This is a genomic window from Succinivibrio dextrinosolvens (genome assembly GCF_900116345.1).
GTDB lineage: Bacteria > Pseudomonadota > Gammaproteobacteria > Enterobacterales > Succinivibrionaceae > Succinivibrio > Succinivibrio dextrinosolvens_B.
The window spans coordinates 23,906-35,736 of sequence record NZ_FPAH01000030.1 but is presented as its reverse complement, the minus strand read 5'-3'; the positions used below and the strand labels follow the sequence as shown (position 1 = coordinate 35,736).

10 protein-coding genes are annotated in these 11,831 nt (G+C 41.2%); 1 reads left to right on the top strand and 9 read right to left on the bottom strand.

Translation table 11 applies throughout. The features are described 5' to 3' along the window. Positions 1–329: 329 nt before the first annotated feature. Entirely contained in the window at positions 330–893 is a 564-nt protein-coding gene (locus tag BM308_RS09395; protein WP_083425529.1) for a flavodoxin, read from the bottom strand. A 298-nt stretch (positions 894–1,191) separates the two neighbouring features. Here BM308_RS09395 and pgi point away from each other — a divergent pair, with 298 nt between their 5' ends. Further along, positions 1,192–2,847, top strand: a complete 1,656-nt coding sequence (gene pgi, locus BM308_RS09390; RefSeq protein WP_074944747.1) for a glucose-6-phosphate isomerase — start codon at positions 1,192–1,194, stop codon at positions 2,845–2,847. Positions 2,848–3,010: 163 nt separating this feature from the next. Here pgi and BM308_RS09385 read toward each other — a convergent pair whose 3' ends face one another. From BM308_RS09385 to BM308_RS09350, 8 genes are all read right to left on the bottom strand, one after another. Next, the gene (locus BM308_RS09385) at positions 3,011–4,165 is read right to left on the bottom strand and encodes a glycerate kinase (protein WP_074944745.1); all 1,155 of its coding nucleotides are present in this window, start codon (positions 4,163–4,165) and stop codon (positions 3,011–3,013) included. A gap of 67 nt (positions 4,166–4,232) precedes the next feature. Then, the gene (locus BM308_RS09380; protein WP_074944744.1) at positions 4,233–5,201 is read right to left on the bottom strand and encodes a D-2-hydroxyacid dehydrogenase; all 969 of its coding nucleotides are present in this window, start codon (positions 5,199–5,201) and stop codon (positions 4,233–4,235) included. An 18-nt stretch (positions 5,202–5,219) separates the two neighbouring features. Further along, positions 5,220–6,497 (bottom strand): TRAP transporter large permease, encoded by a 1,278-nt coding sequence (locus BM308_RS09375; RefSeq protein WP_074944743.1) that lies wholly within the window; start codon positions 6,495–6,497, stop codon positions 5,220–5,222. Positions 6,498–6,500: 3 nt separating this feature from the next. Then, a complete protein-coding gene (locus BM308_RS09370) occupies positions 6,501–6,959 on the bottom strand; it encodes a TRAP transporter small permease (protein WP_306706066.1) in 459 nt (152 codons plus the stop codon). A gap of 188 nt (positions 6,960–7,147) precedes the next feature. Next, positions 7,148–8,149 (bottom strand): DctP family TRAP transporter solute-binding subunit, encoded by a 1,002-nt coding sequence (locus tag BM308_RS09365; RefSeq protein ID WP_074944740.1) that lies wholly within the window; start codon positions 8,147–8,149, stop codon positions 7,148–7,150. A gap of 93 nt (positions 8,150–8,242) precedes the next feature. Further along, on the bottom strand, positions 8,243–9,781 hold the full coding sequence (locus tag BM308_RS09360; protein WP_074944738.1) for a xylulokinase: 1,539 nt from the start codon (positions 9,779–9,781) through the stop codon (positions 8,243–8,245). 12 nt (positions 9,782–9,793) lie between these two features. Beyond that, positions 9,794–10,678: a class I fructose-bisphosphate aldolase gene (locus BM308_RS09355; protein WP_306706055.1), complete on the bottom strand. Its 885-nt coding sequence runs from the start codon at positions 10,676–10,678 to the stop codon at positions 9,794–9,796. Between the two features lie 46 nt (positions 10,679–10,724). Then, on the bottom strand, positions 10,725–11,774 hold the full coding sequence (locus tag BM308_RS09350) for an alcohol dehydrogenase catalytic domain-containing protein (protein WP_074944737.1): 1,050 nt from the start codon (positions 11,772–11,774) through the stop codon (positions 10,725–10,727). Positions 11,775–11,831 lie beyond the last annotated feature (57 nt).

Here is an 11,831-nt window from a genome sequence, read left to right as displayed (position 1 = left end):
AAAAAATTTATAAATCTCAAAAATATTGCTACTTTTAAAGTTATTAACTCTTTGAAGTTAATAACTTTTTAACTAAAAACTGTCAAAGACAAGATTATATATGATATTTGAGATAGGTCAAGGAATTTTAGATCTTTTTTTTTGAACTATGTGTTTTATGCTGGTGCGTTTAGAAAAATGATAATGATAATTAGTTAGGTTGTATCCTTTTATTATATTGATTTATAAGGATATTTGTTAGGTATAAGGGAACCGTAATTGAGTTTAAAGCATAAAAAAAATGGCCAGAAATCTGACCATTATTTTCTATTTAACAACAAGTACAAGTATTAGATTGATTCATACCAATTCTTGAAATCTTCTGCTGTAATATTGCTCATCAGTCTCTTACCATCTTTTACGACAGGGTTTCCCTTAATCAGTTTCTTAATGTTCTCAACGCTCTGCTGAATGTCATTGCCACCTGAGGTGCAAAGTGGAACAATAGTCTTGCCTGAGAAGTCATATGATTCAATAAATGTATCAATGATTCTTGGCTCCTCTGCGCCCCATATAGGATATGCAATAACAATAGTTTTATATGGAGTTATATCAATGTTCAGATCTTTGATTTCTGGGCGTAGTGCTTTATCTTTCTGTTCAACGTTTACTCTGCAGTTCTCATTGTAGTGATCAAGATCTTCTCGCGCATATGGCTTTGCAGGAAGAATCTCATACTTATCTGCTCCTAATGCGACAGCTGCGGTTGCGGCAAGTCCTCTTGTATTGCCTGTAGCTGAGAAGAAGATTACTGCAGTGTCAGAATTTGCAGCCTGAGCCACAGAGGTTAGGCCTGATAGACCCATAATAACTGCAAATAATGAAGATAAAAGTTTAATGATTATCCTTTTCATAGGAAGCCCCTTTTAGGTGAAAAAAAAAATTTGGTCTGTATTTTACGCTCAGACTCAGAAAATTACATCAATAATAAGCATAGGTGTGCAATTTTAAAATCGTTGTGATGTATGTTCATTTCTTCGCAAATGTTTGCGATTTTACGTCTTAAAAAAGCATGATAAAGATGTCTTTATCAAAAAAATTCCGCATAAGAAAATATAGGTAACAAATATGTAAAAAAGTGGCTAATAATAAGGTAATATTGCTCAGATACTGCTAAAATAGAGAGACGAACTAAGAAGGGAGTTACTACTCATGTTTTATAATACAAATCCAACCAAGACTAAGGCTTGGGCTAAATTAACAGAACAATTCGAAAAAACAAAGAACAGACACCTAAAGGATTTATTTGCGGAAGACAAAGATCGCTTCAACAAATTCTCCTTAACTCTAGATAATGGCGATTTTCTTGCTGACTTCTCTAAGAACCTAATTGACGAGAACATTCTAAAGACCCTATTAGAACTAGCAGAAGAAACTCATCTGAAAGACAATATTGACGCTATGTTCAACGGTGAGAAGATCAACCGTACAGAGGATCGCGCAGTTCTACACACCGCTCTACGTAACTTTGGCGGTAACAAGATTATGGTTGACGGACACGATGTAATGGAAGACGTTCTACGTGTTCAGGCCAAGATGAAAGAATTTTCAAACAAGATCATTTCTGGTGAGTGGAAAGGTTACTCAGGAAAAGAAATTACTGATGTTGTAAATATCGGTATCGGTGGTTCAGACTTAGGTCCTCGTATGATCTGTGAGGCTCTGACTCCATATCACACAAGACTGAAGTGCCACTTCGTTTCAAATATCGACGGTACTCATATTGTTGAGACCTTAAAGCCTCTAAATCCTGAGACAACTCTATTCCTGATTGCTTCAAAGACTTTCACTACTTTAGAGACCATGACCAATGCACGTACTGCTCGTGACTGGTTCCTAAAGACTGCTAAGGATGAGAAGTTCGTTGCTAAGCACTTTGTTGCTCTATCAACCAATGCTAAGGAAGTTTCTGCTTTCGGTATTGATACTGACAACATGTTCGAGTTCTGGGACTTTGTTGGCGGTCGTTACTCTTCATGGTCTGCAATCGGTCTGTCAATTGCTCTGGCCTGCGGTTACGACAACTTTGAGCAGTTCCTGAAGGGCGGTTACGATATGGATCAGCATTTCCGTAACACTCCTTTCGAGAAGAACCTTCCTGTAATTCTTGGTCTGATTGGCCTATGGTATAACGATTTCTACGGTTACCAGACTGAAGCTCTATTACCATACGATCAGTACCTATCTCGTTTTGCTGCATACTTCCAGCAGGGCAACATGGAGTCAAACGGTAAATATGTTGACCGTGACGGTAATGTAATCAATAACTACACCACCGGTCCTATCATCTGGGGTGAGCCTGGCACTAACGGTCAGCATGCTTTCTTCCAGTTAATCCACCAGGGTACCAAGAAGATCCCATGCGACTTCATTGCTCCAGCTCGTACTCATAACAAGGTTGGCGATCACCATGTAAAACTTCTGTCTAACTTCTTTGCTCAGACTGAGGCTCTTGCATTTGGTAAGACTGCAGAGCAGGTTATCGCTGAGTTCCAGAAGAAAGGCGTTCCTGAGGAGAAATACAAGGACGTTGTTCCATTTATGGTATTCACAGGAGACAGACCTACTAACTCCTTCCTGCTAAAGGAAATCAACCCTCATTCACTGGGTATGCTGATTGCTATGTATGAGCACAAGATCTTTACTCAGGGTTCAATCCTGAATATTTTCAGCTTCGATCAGTTCGGTGTTGAGTTAGGTAAGCAGCTTGCCTCTAAGATCATTCCTGAGTTAACTTCTGAGGAAACTATTGCTTCTCATGACAGTTCAACCAATGGTCTAATCAATGCTTACAAGAAACTAAAGTAATTTAGTCTTGTTATTTCGGAAAAGGGCTTAATTCTTAACGGGTTAGCCCTTTTTTGTTGTGTTCTGATTAAGAAGCTCTTTATTCCAAATTATCTCAAAAAAGAAAACCTGAGATAACTCAGGTTTTGAACTTAACACGATTTATATTGGGAAACTGATAATCTTATTTAGCCTGAAGACTTGCTCCGACCTTAATAAGGAGACAGCATCTTGCTGCAGCATCTTCCAGCATCTGCTTGGCATTTTTTATACAATTCTCAAGAGATACAGGTGCACATGGAGTTCCGCTGATTGCATCGATTCCATGTGATAGTAATTCCTTAGAATCAGAACTGATTCCGCCTGAAAGACAGACTACCGGTATTTTGTGTTTCTTTGCTATAGAGGCAACTCCAACAGGCGCTTTTCCGTTTTTTGTTTGTGCATCTGAAAAACCTTCTCCGGTAAAAACCAGCTCTGCATCTTTGAGGTAACTTTCAAAGTTTCCTAGCTTCAGTATCAGTTCAATACCATTACACATATGACCGTTGGAGAAAAGCATTAGTCCTGCTCCTAAACCACCGGCAGCACCTGCTCCTGGAATATCTTTAACATCACGACCCACATCGCGAGCTGCAATTTTACTGTAATGCTCAAGTGCATAGTCAAGCAGTTTAACATCTGATTCTGTAGCGCCTTTCTGAGGTCCATACACATAGGAAGCACCGTTCTTTCCGCATAATGGATTTTTTACATCTGATGCAATGTAAAAATCTGTGTACTGCAGACGAGGATCAAGATCTGATGTCTCAATGTATTCAAGATCTGCTAGAGCTGCACCTCCACGAGGAAGAATACGGTTATTCTTATCGTAGAATTTTACTCCCAAGGCTTCTGCCAAACCTGCTCCTCCATCATTGGTTGCGGAGCCTCCGATTCCTATAATAATCTTGCGTATGCCTACATCCAGTGCAGCCTTGATTAACTGACCGGTACCATAGGTACTTGCTTTAAGTACATTGCGTTCGCTTTCTTTTTCAAGCAGTAAGCCTGATGCTTCTGCCATTTCAATTACAGCAAATTCACCTTCATCATTCTTGCAACGGCCCCAGGATGCTGTTACTTTTTCTCCTAATGGACCTTGAACTACGGTTTTTACAATTTTTCCGTGAGTCATGGCCACAACAGCAGCAACAGTACCTTCTCCTCCATCAGCAATAGGAACCTTTACAACTTCAGCATCTTTGAAAACTTCATGAATACCAGTCTCGATAGCATCAGCCGCATTTTTTGAGGATAGACTGCCTTTGAAAGAATCAGGAGCAACAACAATTTTCATTTTTATAATTCTCCTTTTCAATGACTAAAAATAATCCCTTTGGGGAAGGGATTATTTTTAAGACCGGTTATTTGTTTACTACATTCACTGGGGAACCATTCTGGAAAGCCTTGATGTTATCAATGGTAATATCCATGATACGTTTTCTTGCATCCTTGGCGGCCCAGGAAATATGAGGGGTAATAATGCAGTTTTTAGCCTTCAGTAGAGGATTGTCTGCCTTGATTGGCTCTGTTGAGACAACGTCAAGTCCAGCAGCGTAAACCTTTCCTGAATTTAAGGCTTCAGCCAGATCTTTTTCCACAACAAGCTGTCCACGACTATTGTTAATGATGATAACTCCATCCTTCATCTTGGCTATGTTGTTCTTGTTGATAAGACCTTCTGTCTCTGGGAAGAGAGGGCAGTGAAGGAAGATTACATCTGATTGCTGCAGTAAAGTGTCCATATCCACGTATGTAGCGAGAGCCTTACCACTGTCAGACTGGAAACTGTCGTAAGCAATTACCTTCATTCCGATTGCATTTAGAATACGGGCTGTTGACTGACCAATACGACCAAGACCGATAATACCAGCTGTTTTGCCGTGAAGTTCAATCATTGGGAAATCCCAGTAGCACCAGTCTCTATTGTTCTGCCATTTTCCTGCCTTTACAGTATCTGAGTGATACTGGAAGTGGGAACAGATTTCCAGAAGAAGACCAACTGCATACTGGCCCACGATCTGGGTACCGTAGGTTGGAACATTAACTACGAGAATTCCCTTGGTTTTTGCATAGTTGTAGTCAATTACGTTATAACCAGTTGCCAAAACCGCAATCAGTTTAAGATTTGGACATTTATCCATTGTTTCACGGGAAATTGGAGTTTTATTGGTAACAGCGATATCTGCATCTCCAATTGCCTGTGCAATAACTGGTGACTCAACATAGGATAAACGATCATGAACAGTAAGCTCTCCTAGTGCTTTTAGTCCATCCCAGGAAAGATCTCCTGGGTTTTCTGTATATCCATCCAATACAACAATCTTACTCATTTTTAAATCCTTAATTTATTAACCGAACACCCAACCCACAGGGATCTCAATAATGCCTGGGAAGATAATGAACACCAGTAGTGATATGGCAATCAGGCAGATCCAAGGTACAGATGCTTTAATAATCTTTTCAAGTGGTAAACCTGTTACGTTTTCAGCAGCGTACAGACAGACTCCCACCGGAGGTGTAATCAGACCAAATGATAGGGTGATTACCAGGAATACGATGAAGAATAGTGGGGTTACACCAACAGCCTGAACAGCAGGTAGCAGAATTGGAACCAGAATAAAGATGGCTGCAGTAGCATCCATGAACATTCCAACTGCAATCAGGAAGACGTAAAGAACTAATAGAATGTAGATTCTGTTATCTGAAATACCTGCAATCATTTCTGCAACACGGGTTGGAAGGCCATCCATTTCGAACAGAACTGATGCTGGTTTAGCTGCGATAGCAACGAACAGAATAACACCTGTTGAACGTGCATTCTTTGCAATAATACGAGGAATATCGCTCCACTTTAAGTTCTTGAATACGTAGATTGATACTAAAATTGTATAAACTACAGCGATAGCGGCACCTTCAGTTGGAGTGTAAATACCGGTGTAAACACCGCCTAAAAGAATAACTGGAGTTAATAGTGCTGGGATTGCGCGCCAGAAAGCACGAGCCAGCTTTGGTCTTTCAAATGGAATACGGTCGCCAATATTGTGAGTCTTGCAGAACAGGTAGTTATAGATCATGAAGATGATACCGATAATTACACCTGGAACTAAACCTGCTAACAGAGCCTGACCGATTGAGACGTTACCTGTTGCTGCAGCGTTGATCATCAGAATGCTAGGAGGAATAACGGATGCAAGCATGGAACCTGATAGGTTGATTGCTGTTGCATATGGTTTAGGATAACCTTTTTTGTCCAGTGCATTGATACTCATCTTACCGATGGAAGCAATAGCTGCAACTGAAGATCCACTCATACCTGCGAAAATCATGTTAACTACAACAGATACGTGTCCTAAGCCACCATAAATCCAGCCAACCAGTGCTTCAGATAAATCATAAATTCTATCTGCAATTCCACCTTCATCCATTAAAGAACCGCACAGAATGAACAGAGGTACGGCAACCATGATAAAGGAGTTCATTGCGGTGAACATTGACTGAGCAGCCATGCTCAGTGGAAGATCAGTCCATGCGTACATTGCAATAACGGATGCTGAACCCAGTGCTGTTGCAATAGGCACACCCAGGAACATTACTAGTAAGAAAATACCGATTAATAGCCAACTCATTTGTTATAAATCTCCCTCGTTTGAAAGTGCCTTTGCCTTTTCAGTCTCTTTGTCACCGATTGCTACGATATGGTGGAATTCAAGGAAGCTCTGCAAGGTTCCTATTAGGCCTAATACTGCGCCTACTGGCTGACATATACCAATTAGCCACATTGGAATCATCAGGGCGGTTCCCATTTCATCCCATTCAATCTGCTGAACTACAACATCAATACCGTAGACAAGCATAATCAGGAAGAAACCTACAACAAATACGACATAAATGTACTCACTGATAGTCTTAAGCCATTTAGGGCCTGCCTGAAGGAATAAGGTTACACGAGCTGATTCACATTTGTTAAAGCCTGCTGCAAGAGCAACAAACATCATCCATAAGAACAGATAGCGTGAAGATTCCTCTGTCCAGGGAAATGGGTGCCCCAAAATACGCCCACAAATCTGGATTAAAATAACGAGGATCATGCCAGAGACAAATATGACTAACAGCCAGTCTTCAAGTTTATTTATAAAATTAAAAAAACCTGATAATTTGGATTTCTTTCGTTCCATAATATTGTTTTACCCGGTCTTTACTTAATTAAGGTTGAAATTAAAAAAGCAAGCTCTAAATACGATACATGCACCTCATAGGAAGTGCATGTATGTTTAGATTACTTTCTGCCAGTGAATTCTGCAGTCTTGTCAAACAGAGCGTCGTCCTTGATTAACTCGCGGAACTTTGGATAGCAAGACTTGGAAACTTCTACGAATGCCTTCTGAGCTTCAGGAGTCAGATCATTTGAAGTCATACCGTTGTCGGTTAGAGACTTAAGAGCAACCTTGTCCTGTTCTGCCATCATGTCAACATTCCACTGCTGTACCTCGGCACCTGCCTTTAAGATAGCTTCTTTCTGCTTGTCATCAAGACCGTTGAAGAATTTTGTGTTGATACCAACTAACCAGGCATCAGCCATGTGGTTGGTGAAGGAAATGTACTTCTGAACCTCATAGAACTTGTTTGAGTATGGAACATCAACTGGATTCTCCTGACCGTCCAGAGTGTGTAGCTGTAAAGCGTTATAAACTTCGGAGAAGTTCATTGGAGTTGTTACAGCACCGCATGCCTTGAAGAATTCAACATATAGTGAATTGTTAGGAACACGCAGTACTACACCCTTTAAATCATCAGGCTTGGTGATAGGGTGCTTTGAATTGGTAACTTCACGGAATGAACGGGTCCACTTGCCGGCTACAGTGATGTTCATCTTATTAACACGATTAAATAACTCGGTAGCAATATCACTGTTCAGGAACTTTAGTAACTGTGCCTGATCATCAAACATGTAAGGTACAGAAATAACATTTAAGCCAGGAACGAAGTTGGTGTAAACACTTGATGCAAGAACTACCATCTGTAGAGAACCTGCGCCAAGCTGCTTGATACCAGCAGCAGTGTCACCGCCGTATAATGAACCGTTACCAGAGATTGAGAACTCAAGAGTGCCGTCAGAGTACTTGTTAGCACGTGATGCAAATTCCTGTGCTGCGGCATAAATATATGAGGTGTTTGGATCTGGAACTGAAATTGTTACTTTCTTGGTGGCAGCCTCAGCTCCTGAGATTGAGCTAAAAGCTAAAGCACTTGCAACTAATGTAGCTAAGATCTTTTTCATAAAAATAAACTCCAATTATGTTGTTTGTTAGACTAAATTCTTTATACGAAATCTAAATGAAAACAGTCAATTACCGTTCATTCCTTTGTGTATCTAATTGCTTTTGCCTGCTGCTTTCTTAAACAGACCTGCAAGAGCAGGATACAGACTCAGATAAATCTGATAATTCTTCTGATAAATCTCAGCAAGATTTTTATCAGTATTTGGAACAAACTTCCGATAAATTTTATTCTGTACTTTCTCAGAGGCTTCATAAATATCCTTGAAAACCCCTACACCAACACCAGCCAGAAGGCCTGCTCCTACTGGAGCCATGTCATATTTATCCAGAACTGTAATTTCACGCTGTGTAATATCTGCCTTAATCTGAGCCCAGACGTTGCTCTTTGCTCCGCCGCCAATGGAATTGAAGTTTCTGATTTCTTTTCCTGTCAGCGACTGTGCAATTTCGCACATCTGTCTTAGACCGTAGCCACAGCTTTCCAGAACAGCACGGTTCATATCGCTTCTTGTGGTTTTGATGGAAATACCGAAGAAAACGCTCCTTGCATCAGCATCCCAGATAGGACTTCTTTCTCCCAGCATATAAGGCAGGAATACGACTCCACCACATCCAGGAACGGAATGAGATGCATCTTCATTTGCCATCTTTAAGGCATCAGACAGATTTTTGGCTGAAGCTGTTGCTTCATGTAAAAACTGTTCCAAGAACCAGGCATTGGCAGCTCCGGTGAAAGACATTGCACCCTGGTAAATCCAGGTTCCAGGTACAACATGACAGCGATTGATGAACTCACGTCCGAAAACAGGTTTATCAATGCATACAGTTAATACATCTGTTGTGCCTACTGACTCGCATACATCACCTGCATGAGTAACTCCCGCAACAATTGATGCACAAGGAGTATCTGCTCCACCGATAATTACTGGGGTATTTTTCTTAATGCCAAGACCGATTAGCTCTTTGTCAATAAGACCGCCGATAACATCTGTTGATTCATGTAGGCTAGGAAGCTTATCCTTATCTATGCCTATGGTTTCACACAGAAACTCTGACCATTTCTTTCCACCGGTTGTTTCAAACAGACTGGTGTAAGATGCATTTGAGTAGTCAATACCAATCTCTCCGGTCATACGACAAGCAAGATAGGTATTAAGATGTCCGAAATATCTGGTTTTCTTATAACTGTCAGGCAGATTGTTTTTAATCCAAAGCATTGAAGTGCCTGAAAATGCTCCCGCCATACAGCCGTTGGCAGTAATCTCAAAGAGTTTGTCTTTTCCGACTCTCTTTAAAATCTGTTCGGCTTCCACAGAGGAACGTCTGTCAGAGTAAATGATTGGATCAACCAGAACTTCTCCTTTAGCATCCAGGGCAACTAGGCCAGGGCACAGTGAGGAGATACTGATACCTGCGACAGCGGTAAGATCTACTTTCTGTTCTTTTAATTTAATAAGACACTCAAGTAACGATCTCCACATGCTTTTTGCATCAATCTGAACAGATTTCTCATCTGGCATGATGAGATCGTACTTACTACTGCTGATACCTATGAGTTGAGCATCCTCATCAATGATAGCAACCTTTAAGCTACTTGTTCCAACATCAATTCCTAACAGATACTTACTCATAGTCTTATCTCTTTATAAAGCAGCGTAATCAGTGTAATTCTTTTCGTTCTTGACTGTCTTGAACAGCTCCATACATTCTTTTGCACTGTAATTCTTGTGAATTAAGCGACGTAATGCGATAACAAGAGCTGTTACATCATCAGAATCCCAAACCCAGCGACCCATGGTTACACCGCCACAGCCTGCGTCTAGAGCATCACGGGTCATCTGCATGTAATACATTAACAGATCATCGCCCTGTAGTCCTTTAGGTGTGTCACCACCCTGAATAACAACTCTGAATGATGAAGGAACACATGCAATAACCTTAGCCATGCTGTCTGGATCACCAGTGTAGGTGGTCTTAACAACGTCCATACCTAACTCACATGCGCTTCTTACACAGTATGCGATGTTTTCCCATGAAGCCTGCTTCTCCTTTGGAACACTCTCTCCCTTTGGATATACGTGACCAATCAGTGGCATACCAATCTTGTCGCAGTATTCGCTGACTTCACCGATTCGAGCGAACTGCTCATTCTGGAAATCACCTAAGGTCATGCAGCCCATTGAAACTGCATCTGCGCCATAACGAACTGCTGCATCAACTGAACCGAATACACAGTCATTGGTAGGAGAGGTTGGAGCATAGTTTGAAATCTTGTGGAGGATGCTGATACCTGAACCTACATGAGGACCCCAGCAGCGCTTCTGAATACCGCCAGTCATGGTGATAGCGTCTGGACGGCCAACAACAATCTTGTCAATTACGCCCTGAATGTCATGAATGCCTTTCATAGGAGCAATGCCACGAGATGTTGCATGATCTACTGTAATTGCCATCATTTTTCCGCTTTCTGCGTTAACCATGCGTGATAAACGTACTGCTTTGCCCATTGCATACATAGGTGTAGCCATAAAAAATAATCTCCTTGTATTTGATAAAAATAACTTTAACTACTAACTAATCTTCGATTACAACCTTCAGAGCGGTTCCTGCCATGTGCAGATCTAATGCCTTTCTGAAGTCTTCAATCTTGAATTTGTGTGAAACAATTGCGTCCAGGTCAATCTTTCCTGAGCTTACCATTCCTGCTGCCTGCAGATAATCGATGCGCTTGTAGGCTGTGCTTCCGGTTATGTTCAGTTCGTTATAGTGGATTACACTAGGATCGAACTCACTCATCTTGCCTTTAGGGAATCCTGCGAACAGACATACGGTACCGCCTTTCTTTGCAAGCTTGAAGGTGCCGTCAACAAGTGCATTAACACCAATTGCCATAACAATTCTGTCAACGCCTTCGCCGTTGGTCTCATCCATTACAATCTTTTCAAGATCGTCTTTTGCTGGATCAACCGCAATCTTGGCACCTAGCTTAAGAGCAAGAGCGCGTTTCTCTGGATCTAGCTCACTTACGATTACTTCTCTTGCGCCTGAAATCAGTGATAACTGAAGATGCATCAATCCGATAGGACCTGCACCAATAATTAGAACGGTATCATTAAAACCAGTACCGGTATTTCTTAAACCACGGATACAACATGCCAGAGGCTCAATAAGAGCACCTGCAGCATAGCTTACGGTATCAGGTAGCTTTACTACGTTGCCGCTTTCAATGCAGACCTGTGGAATTAAAACATATTCCTCAAAGCCACCATTGAACTCATAACCAATTGCCTGTCTGTGAAGACATGCATTCTCTCTGCCGGATAAACATGCTGAGCAATGTCCGCAAGGGATAACATTGGCAATTGCAACTCTATCTCCTACGGCAAATCCTTTAACATTCTTGCCAACCTGCTCGATTAGACCGCAGATTTCATGTCCGACGACTGAATCCTTGCGTACACCTTTTGTCTTAGCACCAGTGAAAATTCTTTTGTCGGTACCGCAAAGTGCAGCTGCCTTCATCTTTAACAGAATATCGCCATCACCGCATACAGGCTTTTCAATATCCATAACTTCATAGTTGTTTGGATAATTTTCTGGGCCATGTAATACAACAGCTTTCATCTTTAAAACTTCTCCTATTTCAATATGTTTGTTTAGAGAGCATTTATCTTGTGAACT

Excerpts from the sequence above, each read along its gene's own strand:
- pgi (WP_074944747.1), top strand. The coding sequence starts at position 1,192 with ATGTTTTATAATACAAATCCAACCAAGACTAAGGCTTGGGCTAAATTA.
- BM308_RS09370 (WP_306706066.1), bottom strand. The coding sequence starts at position 6,959 with ATGATCCTCGTTATTTTAATCCAGATTTGTGGGCGTATTTTGGGGCAC.
- BM308_RS09380 (WP_074944744.1), bottom strand. The coding sequence starts at position 5,201 with ATGAGTAAGATTGTTGTATTGGATGGATATACAGAAAACCCAGGAGAT.
- BM308_RS09365 (WP_074944740.1), bottom strand. The coding sequence starts at position 8,149 with ATGAAAAAGATCTTAGCTACATTAGTTGCAAGTGCTTTAGCTTTTAGC.
- BM308_RS09375 (WP_074944743.1), bottom strand. The coding sequence starts at position 6,497 with ATGAGTTGGCTATTAATCGGTATTTTCTTACTAGTAATGTTCCTGGGT.
- BM308_RS09355 (WP_306706055.1), bottom strand. The coding sequence starts at position 10,678 with ATGGCTACACCTATGTATGCAATGGGCAAAGCAGTACGTTTATCACGC.
- BM308_RS09395 (WP_083425529.1), bottom strand. The coding sequence starts at position 893 with ATGAAAAGGATAATCATTAAACTTTTATCTTCATTATTTGCAGTTATT.
- BM308_RS09385 (WP_074944745.1), bottom strand. The coding sequence starts at position 4,165 with ATGAAAATTGTTGTTGCTCCTGATTCTTTCAAAGGCAGTCTATCCTCA.
- BM308_RS09360 (WP_074944738.1), bottom strand. The coding sequence starts at position 9,781 with ATGAGTAAGTATCTGTTAGGAATTGATGTTGGAACAAGTAGCTTAAAG.
- BM308_RS09350 (WP_074944737.1), bottom strand. The coding sequence starts at position 11,774 with ATGAAAGCTGTTGTATTACATGGCCCAGAAAATTATCCAAACAACTAT.